The organism is Psychrobacter sp. GW64-MNA-CIBAN-0177 (assembly GCF_040309585.1).
Classification (GTDB): Bacteria; Pseudomonadota; Gammaproteobacteria; order Pseudomonadales; family Moraxellaceae; genus Psychrobacter; species Psychrobacter okhotskensis.
Genome location: NZ_JBEOOY010000571.1, coordinates 1 through 240, shown reverse-complemented (window position 1 = coordinate 240; position 240 = coordinate 1). Strand labels below are relative to the sequence as shown.

1 pseudogene is annotated in these 240 nt (G+C 36.7%); it reads right to left on the bottom strand.

Annotated elements, in window-relative coordinates:
- Positions 1-240: pseudogene (locus tag AAEY79_RS16265) on the bottom strand (alcaligin biosynthesis protein); the annotation flags it as partial.

Sequence of the window (240 nt, the reverse complement as noted above, 5' to 3'; positions counted from 1 at the left end):
CTGCTGTTGTGTTGATAGGGTGACATCACTTAAATCAAAGTTTTGAAAAGCAATTTTTTGCTCAACCTGATAAGGCGAATAACCTAAAATTTCACGTAAAATAATACTATTACGGTAGCAAGCCATACCTAAATCTGGAGTTACAAAACCATGAGTATGCTGCTCGGCATTTTGTACAAAAATACGTTTTTGTTCGCTATCTACCGCATATTCACGGCTTACTAAATAACGACCTTGCTC